The sequence below is a fragment of the Streptomyces sp. NPDC026394 genome, from assembly GCF_055567735.1.
In genome coordinates this window covers 46,117-60,718 of sequence record NZ_JBVHPX010000002.1, presented here as the reverse complement: position 1 = coordinate 60,718, position 14,602 = coordinate 46,117, and the positions used below count along the sequence as shown (strand labels likewise).

Annotated in this window: 12 protein-coding genes; 5 read left to right on the top strand and 7 right to left on the bottom strand. The window is 73.0% G+C overall.

All coding sequences use genetic code 11. The features are described from left to right. Positions 1-172: 172 nt before the first annotated feature. The 5 genes from ACZ4QV_RS04430 to ACZ4QV_RS04410 form a co-directional block, all read right to left on the bottom strand. Positions 173-2,218, bottom strand: a complete 2,046-nt coding sequence (locus ACZ4QV_RS04430; RefSeq protein WP_467762569.1) for an ArnT family glycosyltransferase — start codon at positions 2,216-2,218, stop codon at positions 173-175. Positions 2,219-2,425: 207 nt separating this feature from the next. Then, the gene (locus ACZ4QV_RS04425; protein ID WP_361586810.1) at positions 2,426-3,313 is read right to left on the bottom strand and encodes an SAM-dependent methyltransferase; all 888 of its coding nucleotides are present in this window, start codon (positions 3,311-3,313) and stop codon (positions 2,426-2,428) included. 446 nt (positions 3,314-3,759) lie between these two features. Further along, positions 3,760-4,884, bottom strand: a complete 1,125-nt coding sequence (locus tag ACZ4QV_RS04420; protein WP_361143399.1) for a trypsin-like serine peptidase — start codon at positions 4,882-4,884, stop codon at positions 3,760-3,762. Positions 4,885-5,108: 224 nt separating this feature from the next. Further along, on the bottom strand, positions 5,109-5,930 hold the full coding sequence (locus ACZ4QV_RS04415; RefSeq protein ID WP_361586813.1) for an SDR family oxidoreductase: 822 nt from the start codon (positions 5,928-5,930) through the stop codon (positions 5,109-5,111). 127 nt (positions 5,931-6,057) lie between these two features. After that, the gene (locus ACZ4QV_RS04410) at positions 6,058-6,984 is read right to left on the bottom strand and encodes a DUF4429 domain-containing protein (RefSeq protein WP_361143394.1); all 927 of its coding nucleotides are present in this window, start codon (positions 6,982-6,984) and stop codon (positions 6,058-6,060) included. Between the two features lie 319 nt (positions 6,985-7,303). On the opposite strand from ACZ4QV_RS04410, the gene ACZ4QV_RS04405 reads away from it, so the two are divergent. The 4 genes from ACZ4QV_RS04405 (at position 7,304) to ACZ4QV_RS04390 (ending at position 12,618) form a co-directional block, all read left to right on the top strand. After that, positions 7,304-8,908 (top strand): alkaline phosphatase D family protein, encoded by a 1,605-nt coding sequence (locus ACZ4QV_RS04405; RefSeq protein ID WP_361145195.1) that lies wholly within the window; start codon positions 7,304-7,306, stop codon positions 8,906-8,908. Positions 8,909-9,052: 144 nt separating this feature from the next. Next, positions 9,053-10,384, top strand: a complete 1,332-nt coding sequence (locus ACZ4QV_RS04400; protein ID WP_361879674.1) for a multidrug effflux MFS transporter — start codon at positions 9,053-9,055, stop codon at positions 10,382-10,384. A gap of 56 nt (positions 10,385-10,440) precedes the next feature. Then, positions 10,441-11,586, top strand: a complete 1,146-nt coding sequence (locus ACZ4QV_RS04395) for a serine hydrolase domain-containing protein (RefSeq protein WP_361586817.1) — start codon at positions 10,441-10,443, stop codon at positions 11,584-11,586. A 42-nt stretch (positions 11,587-11,628) separates the two neighbouring features. Further along, on the top strand, positions 11,629-12,618 hold the full coding sequence (locus ACZ4QV_RS04390; protein ID WP_361143386.1) for a small ribosomal subunit Rsm22 family protein: 990 nt from the start codon (positions 11,629-11,631) through the stop codon (positions 12,616-12,618). A gap of 33 nt (positions 12,619-12,651) precedes the next feature. On the opposite strand, the gene ddaH is transcribed toward ACZ4QV_RS04390, so the two are convergent. Together ddaH and ACZ4QV_RS04380 are read right to left on the bottom strand one after the other, a co-directional pair. Further along, on the bottom strand, positions 12,652-13,479 hold the full coding sequence (gene ddaH, locus ACZ4QV_RS04385) for a dimethylargininase (protein WP_361143383.1): 828 nt from the start codon (positions 13,477-13,479) through the stop codon (positions 12,652-12,654). A 106-nt stretch (positions 13,480-13,585) separates the two neighbouring features. Next, entirely contained in the window at positions 13,586-13,774 is a 189-nt protein-coding gene (locus tag ACZ4QV_RS04380) for a DUF6243 family protein (RefSeq protein WP_361143380.1), read from the bottom strand. 124 nt (positions 13,775-13,898) lie between these two features. Here ACZ4QV_RS04380 and ACZ4QV_RS04375 point away from each other — a divergent pair, with 124 nt between their 5' ends. After that, positions 13,899-14,501 carry a TetR/AcrR family transcriptional regulator gene (locus ACZ4QV_RS04375; protein WP_361143377.1) on the top strand — a complete coding sequence of 201 codons (603 nt, stop codon included), beginning with the start codon at positions 13,899-13,901 and terminating at the stop codon, positions 14,499-14,501. Positions 14,502-14,602 lie beyond the last annotated feature (101 nt).

The following is a 14,602-nucleotide window of genomic DNA, read 5'->3' as shown; positions in this document are numbered from 1 at the left end:
GGGTTCGCAGGGCTTTCCTCCGCATTTCTACCATTTCATGGCGGTGGTCCGTCCTGCGGTCCCGGGGCCGGATACCCGACTCAGGGGACACCACACGTCTCGTGAGACACATCACGGTGAACGAGGGGAGGGGTGGGAGGGTGCGGGGAGGAGGGGAGGCGGTGGGAAGAGGTCAGTGGGGGTGGGCGCAGTCGTAGAGGGGTTCGGGGAGTGACGGGTCGGCGGACGCCGCGTACGCCTTCGGGTCGACCTCGGCGCAGGTGGCGCGGACCCAGGTGTTGATCTTGGACGTCTCGGAGGCGTCGCCGGACGCGGGGGTGGTGGGGTTCAGGAGGGCGAAGCGCAGGTGGCCCGAGGCGACGAGGTGCTGGTACTGGGCGAGGGTGACGGACGTGGCCATTCCGGCGAAGCCGCCCAGCGGCAGGATCGGCAGGCCGGTGTGGGTGATGGCCCGGGAGCGGGCCCAGCCGCCGTCGGCGGAGAGGGTGTACATGGCGTTGCCGTCGTGCCGCTGCACGTAGTCCAGCAGGCGCTTCTGGGCGGCGGTCAGCGGGGCCGGTGACATGTCGTACGAGGCGCCGCCCGCGCCTCCGTACACCGCGCTGCCCGGTACGCCGGCCGTGGCGCTCTGGCCGCCGGGACCGGCGTGCGCCTCGAACGACGAGCCCGCGTACCGCTGGTCCAGTACGGACAGTGACCAGGCCGCCGGGGCGGCGAACAGGGCGACGCAGGTGGCGGCCAGGGCGGTGAGGGCGACGGGGCGCAAGCGGCGGCCGGTGGCGCGGCCGTACGAGAGAAGGCTCACGATGCTGACGAGCGCCGCAGTGGTGATCGCCGGGATGAGCCACGGGGCGAAATCGGTGTGGTCGGCGGCGAGGAAGGAGGCCCAGGCGGCCTGGACGGTGACGGTCAGGGGGAGGAGCAGGCGTGCGGGACCGGTGGTGGCGGCGCGGTGGGTGCGCCACAGGGTCACGGCTCCGGCGGCGGCCAGCGCGGCCAGTGCGGGGGCCAGACCCGCCACGTACGCGGTGTGCGGGATGTCGACCACGCTCAGGACGACGGCCGTGGTCAGCAGCCAGCCGCCCCACATCAGATAGCCGCCGCGCAGCCGGTCCGTACGGGGGCGCCTGCCGCGCAGCACCAGGCCGTGGACCAGGCCGATCAGGGCGAGGGGGTACAGCCAGCCGATCTGCTGGGTGAAGCGGGAGGTGAGCAGCTTGTACCAAGTGTTCTTCTCGCTGCCCAGGCTGACCATTTTGCGGTGCGCGCCGGAGGGCTTCGCATCGGTGGCCGGCCGGGGGCGCGGTTGCGCGTCCGTGGCGGGCGGGCCGGTCCGGTCGGTGCGGCCTCCGGACTGGATGCCGGAGCCGCCCGGTCCGTCTGGTCCGCCGGGTCCACCCGGTCCGTCTGGTCCGCCGGGTCCGTTGTCCGCCGGGCGGCTGAAGCCGTTGTACTCGAAGACCGTCGACAGCGCGCTGTTGTTCGTCGAGCCGTCCGCGTACGGGCGTACGTCCTTCGGAGTGAAGGTCATCATCAGCACCCACGAGAACGACACCGCGAACAGCACGGCCCCGGCGGTCAGCAGATGACCGGCCCGGGCGCGTGCCGTGACCGGGGCGGTGACGAGGTAGCCGATGGCGAGGGCGGGGACGATGAGCCACGCCTGCATCATCTTGGCCTGGAAGGCCAGCCCCACCCACACACCGGCCCATACCAGCGAGCGCAAACGGGCGCCCCGCACGGCGAGTTGGCAGCGGTCGACGGCCAGCACCAGGCACATGATCAGGGCCGCGTCGGGGATCGCGTGGCCGAACAGGGAGGCGGTGACGGGGGTGAGGGTGAGCAGTCCGGCGGCCAGGAGTCCGGCGGCGGGGCCCTGCCAGCGGCGTACGACCCGGTACAGGACCAGGACGGAGACGACGCCTTCGGCGCACTGGGGCAGGGTCAGGGCCCAGTCGTGGAAGCCGAAGAGGCGGGCGGAGAGGGCCTGCGGCCAGAGGAAGCCGCCGATCTTGTCGAGGGTGATGGTGGCGGACGGGTCGTAGGCGGTGAAGAGGAAAGCCTTCCAGCTCTCGGTCATGCTGCGGGCGGCCACCGAGTAGTACGGGGCCAGGCCGCTGGCGGTGATGTTCCACGCGTACAGGAGCGCGGCCAGGGCCGCGACACCGAGCAGCGCGGGCCGTGCCCAGCGGGGCTGGCCCTCGGGTGAGCGCCACACCTCCCACCGGCGGCGCGGTCGCCGGCCCGTTGGGGTGTCCAGAGGTAAGGGGGGCGTGCGCCGGGCAGGCGGCGAGAGCGGCGCGGATCGCGTGGGGGAGGCGGCGGAAGGCGGGGAAGCGGGCAGGCCGAAGGGCGGTTTGGCGGCCATAGGGGGAAGTCAGCTCTCGAATCGGTGCGGACGGGCTGTCGGGCCCGGGCCGGCCGGTCAGTTCTCCGGCTTGCCGAGCAGCAGCAGGTAATAGTCCACGTGGTCTCGGCAGAATGTGCGGAACGGTTCCATCAGCGGATCGGTGTGGGCGACGGCCTCTTTTCCGAAGCGCTGCTCGATGGCGTCACGCTGTTCCTGGTAGAGCGCGTACATCAGCTCGCCGCACAGTGCGACGTTCGATGTCATGTTCTGTACGCGGGCGACACGGAACCCGGCTTCTTCGACCTCTTCGAGAAGAGTGGCGAAGGGGGTGGGCGGCGGGGACGCCCACAGCCGGGTGAATGCCTCGGTCTCCGGGGGGACGTCGGTGCCGCGCCGGGTGAACTCCGTCATCAACAGATGGCCGCCGGGCCGCAGGACGCGCCGGGCCTCGCGCAGTCCGGCGGGCCGGTCGGAGAGGTGCGGGAAGCAGTCGATGGACCAGGCGGCGTCGTAGGTGGCGTCGGCGTGGTCGAGCCGCATCACGTTGCCGTACCTGAAGTCGACCCGGCCGTCGAGGTCGGTGGCGGTGCTCAGCCGTTCCCCGCAGCGGGCCAGCTGTTCCCTGCTGACGGTGATGCCGGTGACACGGCCGCCGGTGCGCCGGGCCAGGTGGAGGGCGGGGCCGCCGGTGCCGCAGCCGATGTCGAGCAGGCGGGGGGACGGCGGGAGGACGTCGGCCAGGAGGTCCGCGAGGAACTCGGTCTGCCGGTCCTGGGCGAGGTCGGACAGGCCGAGGAGGGAGGCGGCCGCGGTCCGTTCGTCGTGCGGGACGAACATGCCGACGTGCAGGGCGCTGCGGCCGAGCACCATGGCGAGCAGGTCGCCGAACCGGTCGTACATCGCGCCGACTTCTTCGGGAGCGGGCGCCGGGCCCTTGCTCGCACTGCTGTCGGACATGGTCATGGAAGTCCCCTCGGCGACGAATGGTCGGGCAAGGAATCAGTGCGCAGGAAGTGCACTTCTGCTCGGTGGACGCTAGCACCGAATTACCCGGAGTGGGGGTCCCCCATTCCGCAAGGAAAAAATTCGGACAGGGGTGGGCAGGGAATGCATGATCCGTTCAGGGGTGTCGTTCCGGCGCAATGACGGCTGGTGGGCGGGTGTTGATGAGTTTTCGATGAGAAGGGCATGAAAAGCGTGAGAATGGCGCCGGGGGCATACCGATTTCTGCATAACGTGTGCGTGAATTGTCGGGCAGCCCCGGAAAGGAGAGCTCCGGGGAACGACCCCGTGCGGTGCCCGCCGTCCGGAGGGGCGGCCGCTGGGCGCACCCCTCCGGACGGCGTGTGTGTGACGGCCCGGTGCGGGTTCCGCTCGCGGGCCGGACGGTGCGGTACGGGGCGGTACGGTCAGCTCGACTGCGCCTCGTCGTAGAGGTTCTCGGCGTCGGCACCGAAGTACGGCCCGAACATGGTGTTCGGCAGGAAGGTGTAGCCGAAGCTGTTCACCGAGGATTGCAGGCCGGTGCCGGCGGCCTCGTCGAACGAGGTGAACCAGGGGCCGCCGCTGGAGCCGCCGGTCATGTTGCAGGACAGGCCGTGGTCCGTGGAGAACAGCGGGTCCTTGATGGTGTTGCCGCTGCAGTAGATGAGTTCGCTGCCGTCGTACGGCGCGGCGGCGGGGTAACCGAAGGCGTACATCGGCTTGTTGTAGCCGGTGTTGAAGGCGAGACCCTGGCCGCCGACGACATCGGTCAGCCGCTGCCCGCCGACCGGGGCGACGACCGCGGCGCCGATGTCGTAGTTGATGTTCTCGCTCGCCGTCCACTGCGGTGTGGCGAGGGTCTTGGCGGCGGCCCACTTGCCGTACGGGGCCTGGCCGTCGTGGTAGCCGGGTACGAAGACCCAGTCGCCGTGCCAGGCGCCGTTGAGCTTCACGCAGTGCCCGGCGGTGAGCACCGTGCTCTTGTTCGCGCTGGTGACGGCGTTGCCCGAGCAGGAGGCGGTGCGGCCCTGGTACGTGAAGAACACCCGACCCGCGGTGTGCGACACGGCGCCGCCACCGGTCCAGGGGGCGCCCGTCTGCGGGAACGCCTTGGGGGCCGGGGCGGAGGCGGATGTGGTGGCGGGGAGGGTGGGGCGTACGGTGCGCTCGGAGCCGCGTCGGACGGGTGCGGCGGTCGGGTCCGCCGTACTGCCGGATCGTTTCTCCGCAGCGGCGGGCCGTTCCTCTGCGGCGGCGGATCGATTCTTCGCGAGGGCGGACCGCTTCGCGGGCCCGTCGGCCCCGGCCGACAGCAGATCCAGCGGGGCGGCCTCGCGCATCCGCTCCGCCGTCCAGAAGTCGGCCACGGAGGAGGCCGAGCCCGTACTCGAACCTGTACCCGTACGGGCCGGGTCCGCGCCGACCGCGCCCGCCGCACCGGTCTGGAGAGCCGAGACGAGCAGGGCGCCGGCGGCGGTCAGGGCACAGGCGACGGCACGGGACGCGCCGCGCCGACGGATGCCGGGGGAGGTGCTGACGTTTCGTCTCACGCGTGACTCCTTCTGCAAGGCCGCGCGGTGGCGAACCGCGCGGCCGTCGACTACGTGGCCGCGGGTACCGCGGCCCGGCAGATGAGCGGTGCGGATGGACGTGCGTCAGGAAGAGTCCCACCGGACGCGCCGTCTGTCAGGAGCGCGTCGCGCCGAAGTCCGGACGGACGGAAGGAAGGGGGACGGACGGTGGGACGGACGGCCGGACGGAAGGCGGGCGGCCGTCAGCCGCGGCCGATGTACGGCATGGCCGTCGCCATCACCGTCGCGAACTGCACGTTCGCGCCCAGCGGCAGCTCTGCCATGTGCAGGACCGTACGGGCCACGTCCGCCGCGTCCATCACCGGCTCGACCGCCGTACGGCCGTCGGCCTGGAGGATGCCGGTCCGCATCCGTCCGGTCATCTCGGTCGCCGCGTTGCCGATGTCGATCTGCCCGCAGGCGATGCCGTACGGACGCCCGTCCAGTGAGAGCGACTTGGTCAGTCCGGTCATGGCGTGCTTGGTGGCGGTGTACGCGACGGAGTGCGGGCGCGGTGCGTGGGCGGAGACCGAGCCGTTGTTGATGATGCGGCCGCCGCGCGGGTCCTGCTCCTTCATGGCGCGGAAGGCGGCCTGGGCGCAGAGGAAGGCGCCGGTGAGGTTGGTGTCGACGACCGTGCGCCAGTCGTCGTACGCCAGTTCCTCCAGCGGTATGGGCGGGCCGAACGTTCCGGCGTTGTTGAAGAGCAGGTCCAGCCGGCCGAAGCGGGCGCGAGCGGCGGCGAAGAGGGCGTCCACCTGGTCGGGGCGGGTCACATCGGCCGGGACGCACAGGGCGGCCGGGCCCTCGGGGTCGTCGCCGCTCCGCTCCGCCCGGCGGGCGGTCTCCTCCAGGGCGTCGGCGCGCCGCCCGGCGAGCACCACCGACCAGCCGGCCCCGGCGAGGGCCAGGGCGACGGCCCGGCCGATGCCGGAACCGGCACCGGTGATCAGGGCGGTCGGCGCGGGTGCGGACGCGGGCGGGGTGTCGTTACGGGATGCCGTACCGGCGTCGGGTGTCGTCATGGCGGCAGGGTAGGCCGCGGGGCGGGCGCCCGGGGTACCGGTGTCCGGCGTCCAGTGTCCGGGCGTCCGGCGTCCGGTTCACCCTGCCCGGTGTCCCCCCCCCGCCCCGTGTTCCCTCGCCCCCTGCTCACCCCGCCCCGTGAAAGCTTTTGAGCACGGCCGCCTTGGCCTCGGCGAACTCCTCGGCGGTCAGGATGCCGTCCCGATGGAGTTCGCCGAGTTCACGCAGTCGGCGGAGCAGGACGTCGGCGTCCTGGCCGCCGCTCTGGGAGGCCGGGTCCGCCGCAGCGTTCAGGGCCGGTGCGGGCTGGGCCGCGGCCACCGGGCCCGCCTCCGTCGGTGCGGCCCCGCCCGACGGGTGCGGCAGCCGTGCCGCGACCGCGGCCGCGAGCAGCGCGGTGCGGCCGCTCTCCTTCTTGAAGCCCCACAGCTCGATGGCGTTCGGGTCGTGCTCCGGCTTGAGTTTCGCCGTGACGCCCTTCGGGCGGAAGCGCAGATAGCCGGACTCCAGCCCGGAGGCGGGGCGCCAGTCGACCCCGGCCAGGTCGGTGAGGGCGAAGTCCCGTGCGCCCGCGTGCTTCTTGCTCTCGCTGGTGGTCCAGCGCCAGTCGATGTGCACCCGCTCCCCGTCGAAGGTCGCCACGCCGTCCACGCCCGCGGCGGACAGCGGCACGGCGGGGCCCGGCAGCAGGTAGCGGTCGGTGGGGCCGGTCACCACCTGGTCGAGGAGCAGGGACTGGCGCACCTCGTCGGCGAAGTACTCGGCGACGCCGGTACGGTCGGGATCGACGCTCACCTGGTAGGGGTTCGCGTCGTCCGGCAGTCCACCGCCGGTGACGTGCAGCAGCGGGTCGGCGCCGTCCCGCAGCCGCAGGCGCAACCGGCCGCCCTTGCGGGCCGGTTCGTACGCGATGCCCGCCAGTGCCTCCAGGGGGACGGAGATCTCACCGAGATCCTGCCGCAGTCGGTGCACGCCCCGTTCCTGCCCCGGCACGATCCACACCCGGTCACCGTCGAAGGACCACGTGCCGTCGCGCACCATCAGTTCAGCCATGTCCCGAATCCTACGGAAGCGCCGTCCCGGCGGTGGAGGGTGCGCCCGGCGGCCCCGGGGCTGCCGGGCGCTTCTGGCGTTGCCGGAGTTCCGGACCCGCCGGGCACCGCCGTGATTGTCCATGGGCGTCCGATACGGGCGCAGACATCATCCGGTTGTCATGTGTGCGTCGAACCTGGGACAGCGGAATGCCGTCGTCCGCCCCTCCAATCGCTGGTGACAACACCAGTCCAGGGAGGGGCAGATGGCCCGTCAAGGTCAGTACGAGCAGGACGCGCGCCCCGAACAAGGGCCTCAGGGCGCCCCGTACACGCAGGAGATGCGGGCCGCCGCCGCACAGCTCGCCCGGCGCCGCTTCCTCACCGGCACCGGGGCCGCCGCGGCGCTGGCCTTCGCGGCCAACCTGCCGGGCACCGGCGTCGCGTACGCCGCCGCCGAGGCCGACGCCCGCAAGATCACCGAGAACCCCTTCACGCTCGGGGTGGCCTCCGGCGACCCGCTGCCCGGCTCCGTCGTGCTGTGGACCCGCCTCGCCCCGAAGCCGTACGAGCCGGGCAGCGGTATGCCCAAGGCCCGGATGACGGTGCGCTGGGAGGTCGCGTACGACGAGAAGTTCCGGCGGCTGGCGGGACGCGGGCGGGCCGAGGCGCACCCGGAGTTCAGCCACGCGGTGCACATCGAGGCCACCGGCCTCGCCCCGGACCGCGTCTACTACTACCGCTTCCGGGCCGGAAACTGGATCAGCCCGGTCGGCCGGACCCGTACCGCGCCCGCGCGCGGCGCGCAGAACAAGGAGCTGCGGCTGGGCGTCGTCTCCTGCCAGGCGTACCACGACGGCTACTACACCGCCCACCGGCACCTGGCCGCCGAGGACCTGGACGTGGTCTTCCACCTCGGCGACTACCTGTACGAGTACCCGGTGGACGCCGTCGGCGGCGCCCGCAAGTACACCGACCGCAAGCTGCCCGCGCGCTTCAACCGCGAGACGGTGACGCTGGAGGACTACCGGCTGCGGTACGCGCTCTACAAGTCCGACCCCGACCTCCAGGCCGCGCACGCCGCGCATCCGTTCATCGTCACGTGGGACGACCACGAGGTGGAGAACAACTACGCCGACGACATCAGCGAGAACAACGCCCCCAAGGGCGAGTTCCTGCTGCGCCGGGCCGCCGCCTACCGCGCGTACTGGGAGAATCAGCCGCTGCGCCGCCCGCAGCGCCCCAACGGCCCGGACGCCCAGCTCTACCGCCGTGTGCACTTCGGGCAGCTCGCCCAGTTCGACGTGCTGGACACCCGCCAGTACCGCTCCGACCAGGCGTACGGCGACGGCTGGCACGCGCCGGGCCCGGAGTCCACGAACGCCGCCCGCACCCTGACCGGCGCGCAGCAGGAACGCTGGCTCGTCGACGGCTGGCGCTCCTCCTCGGCGCTGTGGAACGTGCTGCCGCAGCAGGTCACCTTCTCCGAGCGGCGCAACGCCACCGGCCCCGGCTACAAGCTCAGCATGGACTCCTGGGACGGCTACCCGGCCTCCCGGGAGCGGGTGCTGAAGGGCGCGGAGGCGGCGGGCGTGGACAACCTCGTCGTGCTGACCGGCGATGTGCACGTGCACTACGCGTTCGACATCAAGCGGGACTTCCGGGACGAGAAGTCGCGGACCGCGGGCGTGGAGTTCGTGACCACCTCGATCGCCAGCGGCGAGGACGGGGCGGACAAGCCGGCCAACTGGGGCACGTACCTGGCGGCCAACCCGCACCTGAAGTTCTACAACGGCCGGCGCGGGTACGTGACCGTCACGCTGGACCGGGAGAAGGCGCGGGCCGACTTCCGCACGGTGGCGAAGGTGACGAAGCCGGGGGCGCCGGTGATCACGGCCGGGTCGTTCGTGTCCGAGGCGGGCGATCCGGGGCTGAAGCCGGCCTGATCCCGTGCCGCCGGGGGCTGCCCCCCCGGTCCGCCGGAGGCCCGTGTCCGGTCCTAGGACCGTGGCCCCCCGCCGAAGGTCCTGTCCGAAAGGGCCCGGGGGCCCATTCCGTGCATGACACCATGGTCAGGCCATCAACCATCCATGGAGACACTCATGACGGACCCCGGCACCGGAACGACGGAGCCCCAGGACAGCGTTCCGATAGCCGAGCGGGACGTGGCGGCGCCGCCCGCCGCGTCCCGCCGTACCAGCCTGCTGGTCACCCTCGTCCTCGGTGGCCTGACCGCGGTGCCGCCGCTCTCCATGGACATGTACCTGCCGGCCCTGCCGGAGGTCACGAGCGCGCTGCACAGCCCGGCCGCCACCGTCCAGCTCACCCTGACCACCTGCCTCGCCGGCATGGCCCTGGGGCAGCTGGTCGTCGGCCCGATGAGCGACAAGTGGGGCCGCCGCCGGCCGCTGCTCGCCGGCATGGTGATCTACATCGTCGCCACCGCGCTGTGCGCCCTGGCCACCAACGCCGCACTGCTCATCGCCTTCCGGCTGCTCCAGGGCCTGGCGGGCGCGGCCGGCATCGTCATCGCCCGCGCCGTGGTGCGTGACCTGTACGACGGCGTGGCGATGGCCCGCTTCTTCTCCACCCTGATGCTGATCTCCGGCGTCGCCCCCGTCGTCGCGCCGCTGATCGGCGGGCAGATCCTTCAGGTCACCGACTGGCGCGGCGTCTTCGTGGTGCTCACCGTCGTCGGCGTACTGCTCACCCTGCTGGTCTGGCGCCGCCTGCACGAGACGCTGCCGCCCGAGCGGCGGCACTCCGGCGGCCTCGGCGAGGCCCTGCACACCATGCGCAGCCTGCTCGCCGACCGTGCCTTCTCCGGCTACCTGATCGTCGGTGCGTTCGCCTTCGCCGCGCTGTTCGCGTACATCTCGGCCTCGCCGTTCGTGATCCAGGAGATCTACGGCGCCTCCCCGCAGACCTTCAGCCTGCTGTTCGGCGTCAACTCCGTGGGCCTGGTCCTGGTCGGCCAGATCAACGGCAAGGTGCTGGTCGGCCGGGTCAGCCTGGACAAGGTGCTGGGCATCGGCCTGGGCCTGATCACCGCCGCCGCGACGGCACTGCTGCTGATGGCCGCCGGTGTCTTCGGCGAGGTCGGGCTGTGGCCGATGGCCGCCGGGCTGTTCGTCCTGATGTCCGCGATGGGCCTGGTCATGCCGTCGGCCAACACCAAGGCGCTGCTGCGCTCGGGGCACGCGGCGGGCTCCGCCTCGGCGCTGCTGGGCACCTCCACCTTCCTGCTCGGCTCCGTCGCCTCGCCGCTGGTCGGCATCGCGGGCGAGCACACCGCCGTACCGATGGCCGTGGTCCAGCTCTCCTGCGGTGTACTGGCGCTGCTGAGCTTCCTGGGAATGTGCCGCCCGTGGCAGCGTAGGGAGGAGACCGCCACCGGGACCGGCGAGAGGACCAGGCTCTGAACGCAACCGGACTGCGACACGGCACCCCCGCCGCCGCGGGGCTGGACCCCGCCTGGATGCGGCGCCTGGTCCACGGCGTACGGGAGGCGACCGAGGGGCCCGCGCCCTGGTGCGCGGGGGCCGTGGTCCTCGCCGGGCGCGGCCCGGTGGTCGCCGCCGAGGAGGCGGCGGGCTGGGCGCTGCGCTATGCGGGCTACGACCCCGAGGACGACCGCGGGGTGGAACTGCCCCGGGAACTCCGGGAGCCGATGCGCGTCGGCACCGTCTTCGACCTGGCCTCCCTGACCAAGCTGTGCACCGCGATCGTGGCCGTCCAGCAGGCCGAGCGGGGCCTGCTGGACCTGGACGCCGCAGCCGGCCGCTGGCTGCCCGGCTTCGCCGCCGGCATCACCGTCCGCAGCCTGCTCACCCACACCTCGGGACTCCGCCCTGAGCTGCCGTTCTACGAGCGCCGGGGGCGCGCCGCCCAACTGGAGCTGCTGTGGGAGGAAGCGGCGGCGCCCGCCGCGCCGCCCGGCAGCACGTACCGCTACTCCGACCTCAACCTCATCGCCCTCCAGCTGATCCTGGAACGGCTCACCGGCCTGCGGCTGGACGCCCTCGTGGCCCGCGGGATCACCGGCCCGCTGGGCATGACCAGCACCACGTTCGGGCCGCTGGCTCCGCAGGGCGTGGCCGCGACCGAGGACCAGCGGCGGCCGTGGGCCAAGGCCGACCGCGGCATGGTGCGCGGCGCGGTGCACGACGAGAACGCGTGGGCGCTGGGCGGCGTCGCCGGGCACGCGGGCCTGTTCTCGACGGCGCAGGACCTGGCGGTGCTGTGCCGGACGCTGCTCAGCGGCGGCGCGTACGGCCGGGACCGCATCCTGAGCGCGGAGTCGGTGGCGCTGCTGCTGGACCCGCCGGGTCTCGGCTTCGGCGTGGACCAGCCGTACTTCATGGGCGAGCTGGCGGGGCGCGGCGCGGCCGGGCACACCGGGTTCACCGGTACGAGCCTGGTGCTGGACCGGGCGACCGACACGTTCCTGGTGCTGCTGGCCAACACCGTCCATCCGCGGCGGCGCGAGGCGGGCAGCGCGCCGCGGGCGGCCGCCGCGACCCGGCTGGCGCGGGCGGTACGGGACGGCGGCGGCCCGCCGGGGGCCGGACGGGGCGGCCCGGGGCGGCTCCCGGCGGGTCCCGGGCGTCCCGGCCCGCCGTGAGACGGGTCGGGGCGCCCGCCCCGGCCCCGTAAAATGGCGGGAATGCACGACGAACTGCGCGCCGCACTGGCCGGCCTGCTCGACGGCCTGCCGCCCACGCAGGCCGCGCGGGCCGTCGACCGGCTGATCGCCAACTACCGGGGCCGGACACCGACCGACGCCCCGGTCCTCAGGGACCGCGCGGATGTCGCCGCGTACGCCGCCTACCGGATGCCCGCGACCTTCGAGGCCGTACGGCACGCGCTGGACGCCTTCGCGGCACGGCTGCCCGGCTGGGCGCCCGCCTCCCACGTGGACATCGGCGGCGGCACCGGCGCCGCGACCTGGGCGGTCGCGGCCACCTGGGACGGTCACCGCACGACCGTGTACGACTGGGCCGAACCGGCGCTGGAGCTGGGCCGCGAGCTGGCCGACGGCGTCCTGCCGGACACGGACTGGCAGCGCCGGGTCATCGGCGCGGGCATGACGGTCCCGGAGGGCACGGACCTGGTCACCGTCTCGTACGTGCTCGGCGAGCTGCGCCCGGAGGACCGCCGGGCGGTCGTCGCGGCGGCGGCCGGCGCGCGGGCCGCCGTCCTGATCGAACCCGGCACCCCGGACGGCTATCTGCGCATCCGCGAGGCCCGCGAGCAGCTCACCGACGCCGGTCTGCGCGTCGTCGCGCCGTGCCCGCACAGCGGTGCGTGCCCGATCGTGCCGGGCGAGGACTGGTGCCACCTGGCCGCCCGGGTGGCCCGCTCCTCGCTGCACCGCCAGGTCAAGGGCGGCTCGCTGCCGTACGAGGACGAGAAGTTCAGCTATGTCGCGGCGGTGCGGCCGGACGCGGTGGGCGGCACGGACGCGGTGGACGGCGCGGCCGCCGCCCCGGCGCGGATCGTCCGCAAGCCCCAGCTCCGCAAGGGACAGGTCCTGCTGGACCTGTGCACGGAGCAGGGACTGCGGCGCGACACGGTCACCAAACGGCACGGCGACCGCTACAAGGCCGCCCGCGACGCCGAATGGGGCGACGCCTGGGAGCGGCCGGCCGGCTGACCGCTCCACCCGCGCTCGGGGGGGGGGCGGGCGTCAGGCCCGTAGCTCCTGCGTGCAGCACTTGACGCTGCCGCCGCCCTTGAGCAGTTCCGTCAGGTCCATGCCGACGGGTTCGTACCCGCGCTCGCGGAGCGGAGCGAAGAGTCCCACCGCGGCCTGCGGCAGCAGGACGTGCCGCCCGTCGCTGACGGCGTTCAGCCCGAACGCCTCCGCGTCCGCACGCGAGGCGATCAGGGCGTCGGGGAAGAGCCGGGCCAGCACGGCCCGGCTGCCCGCCGAGAAGGCGCCCGGGTAGTACATGACCTCCGAGTCCGTCGTGTCGTCCAGCACGCACAGCGCCGTGTCGAGGTGGTAGTAGCGCGGGTCGACCAGGTCCAGGCCGATCACCGGGCGGCCGAAGTACTCCTGCGCCTCGGCGTGCGAGAGCGGGCTGCTGCGGAAGCCGCGCCCGGCCAGCAGCCACGACGCGGTGACCAGGAAGTCACCCTCCGCCTCGTTGACGTTCTCCGGCTCGCGGACCTCGGTGAAGCCGTGGTCCCGGAACCACGCGGCGTGGACGGCGGCCTCGCCGCGGCGCTCCTCGAAGGCGAACCGCGCGCCGAGCACCCGGCCGTCCACGACGGTGGCGCCGTTCGCGGTGTAGACCATGTCCGGCAGGTCGGGGCGGGGCCGCAGCTCCTCGACGGTGTGGCCGAGCGCGCGGTAGCGGTCGCGCAGCACTTCCCACTGGGCCAGCGCCAGCGGCAGATCGACGGGTTTGTCCGGGTCCATCCAGGGGTTGATGGAGTAGCTGACCTTGAAGTGGGTCGGCGGGCACATCAGGTAGCGCCGGAACCGGGCGCTGCGTCGGGCAGTACGCAAGGAAGGCTCCTCACGGTGGGTGGGACGCGGAGGCGTACGAGGTGCGTACGCGCTCAAATCGTCCTCCGTGAGGAGCCTGTTGCGCAGTGATCCGATCGGGTGGTTTTCACCCCTGGCGGGTTTCTCCGGCGCCGCGCTGCTCCTGAAGTCGGCGCAGCAGCGCGCGCCGCTGCGCCATCGGGTCGGTGCCGCCGCCCACGCCGTTGCCGCCCCGGCCGCCGCGCAGCGCGCCGCGGGAGAGCTTGCTGCGGGTGCCGCCGACGCCGAGCAGGTTGCCCGCGCTTCCCTTGCTCATGGGGATCGTCTCCTTCGTCCGCCGAACAACGAGACGGTTCGTCTCGCTCGATGCCGAGTCTGGGCGAGACGCACCGTCTTGTCAAGACGATACGTCTCGCCTCACCGATCGGTAGACTCCGGGCATGGCCAACAAGACGGCGCCCGACGCCTCCCGCCGCAGCGAACGCTCCCGCCGTGCCATCTTCGACGCGGCCCTCACCCTGGTCGGCGAGGTCGGCTACCAGAAGCTCACGATCGAGGGCATCGCCTCCCGTGCCGGTGTCGGCAAGCAGACGATCTACCGCTGGTGGCCCTCCAAGGCCGCCGTCCTGCTCGACGCCTTCACCCAGGACGTCGAGGGGTACGAGGCCGGGCTGCCGGACACCGGCGACCTCGCCGCCGACCTCAAGTTCGTCCTGCGGGCCACCGCCGACGAATTCAACGACGAGAAGTGGCAGGCCCCCTACCGCGCGCTCGCGGCGGCCGGCGCGAACGACGCGGAGCTGTCGGCGCGCTTCGTCGAGCGGCTGCTGGAGCCCGGGATCGCGGTGTACGTGAACCGGATGCGGGCCGCCCAGGAGGCGGGCGAGATCGGGCCGGACGTGGACGTGCGGGTGGCGGCCGAGATGGTGCTGAGCCCGTTCTCCCAGCGCTGGCTGATGCGGACCGGCGAGCTGACGTACGCGTACGTGGACACGCTGGTCGACATGGTGCTCGCCGGTCTGCGGCCGCGCGCCTCCGTCTGATCCGCGCCCGCGCCTCTGGCCGGCCCCTCCCGCGGGTGCACTCCGGGGTGAGGTGCCGGGATCACCCAGGGGGCGCGCAAGGTAAAGGAAAGTGAACGAAG

What these genes read in the sequence shown, in the direction of transcription:
- ACZ4QV_RS04380 (WP_361143380.1), bottom strand. Translation starts at nt 13,774, where the DNA reads ATGAGCAAGGGAAGCGCGGGCAACCTGCTCGGCGTCGGCGGCACCCGC.
- ACZ4QV_RS04375 (WP_361143377.1), top strand. Translation starts at nt 13,899, where the DNA reads ATGGCCAACAAGACGGCGCCCGACGCCTCCCGCCGCAGCGAACGCTCC.
- ACZ4QV_RS04405 (WP_361145195.1), top strand. Translation starts at nt 7,304, where the DNA reads ATGCGGGCCGCCGCCGCACAGCTCGCCCGGCGCCGCTTCCTCACCGGC.
- ACZ4QV_RS04390 (WP_361143386.1), top strand. Translation starts at nt 11,629, where the DNA reads ATGCACGACGAACTGCGCGCCGCACTGGCCGGCCTGCTCGACGGCCTG.
- ACZ4QV_RS04410 (WP_361143394.1), bottom strand. Translation starts at nt 6,984, where the DNA reads ATGGCTGAACTGATGGTGCGCGACGGCACGTGGTCCTTCGACGGTGAC.
- ACZ4QV_RS04400 (WP_361879674.1), top strand. Translation starts at nt 9,053, where the DNA reads ATGGAGACACTCATGACGGACCCCGGCACCGGAACGACGGAGCCCCAG.
- ACZ4QV_RS04415 (WP_361586813.1), bottom strand. Translation starts at nt 5,930, where the DNA reads ATGACGACACCCGACGCCGGTACGGCATCCCGTAACGACACCCCGCCC.
- ACZ4QV_RS04395 (WP_361586817.1), top strand. Translation starts at nt 10,441, where the DNA reads ATGCGGCGCCTGGTCCACGGCGTACGGGAGGCGACCGAGGGGCCCGCG.
- ACZ4QV_RS04425 (WP_361586810.1), bottom strand. Translation starts at nt 3,313, where the DNA reads ATGACCATGTCCGACAGCAGTGCGAGCAAGGGCCCGGCGCCCGCTCCC.